This window comes from Acidovorax sp. KPB24-03 (assembly GCF_057546605.1).
In genome coordinates this window covers 1-601 of sequence record NZ_BAAJYR010000927.1, presented here as the reverse complement: position 1 = coordinate 601, position 601 = coordinate 1, and the positions used below count along the sequence as shown (strand labels likewise).

Below are 601 nucleotides of genomic sequence, written 5' to 3'. Positions count from 1 at the left end.
CCTGGGCCGACGCGGGCCGCCAGGGCACCGCGCCGCAACCGCAGCCCGTGGCGGCCGACCCGGCCTTCTCGACGCCAGCCACCGAACACATCGCCAGCCCGGCCATGCTCCGCGCGTTCCTGACGGAGCTGCGGCAGACGCGGCGGCCCCAATCGTTTTGCTTCGTGCAGCAGGCGTTTCCGCCGTCCAAGGCCGATCCGGAAGGCTTTGCGCTGGTGTGGATGGTCTGGACCACCGGATCACACATCTACCGGCTGCGGGTGCCGCCTCCGGTGACGCCAGGGGCCCCGAACCCCGCACAGGACGACGACCCGGCCGAGCGCGGCGCGGCGCTGGCGAATGGCAAATCGGTGAACCTGCGGACCGACGTGGTGCCCACCGACGAGGCCGTGGGTTCCAGCACCTTCCTCGTGAGCCGCCCCTGGGTGGAGCGCATCCAGGGCCAGTGCCGGCGCATCGGCACCGCGGTGCGCGTGCCGGCGTTCCGCCCGCCGCCACCATGACGCCGCACTGAGGCCGCCCTGGGCGCCTTCCAGGCGTCTCGTCCCTGCCCCGTTCCCTCTTCCTTTTTTCTCGTCCCTCTTGCCACTTCGCGGCGCAT

Annotated in this window: 1 protein-coding gene; it reads left to right on the top strand. The window is 72.0% G+C overall.

The features are described from left to right. On the top strand, nucleotides 1-503 hold a 503-nt coding region (locus AC27KI_RS26850; RefSeq protein WP_487091517.1), incomplete at its 5' end, for a hypothetical protein. Nucleotides 504-601: the final 98 nt, after the last annotated feature.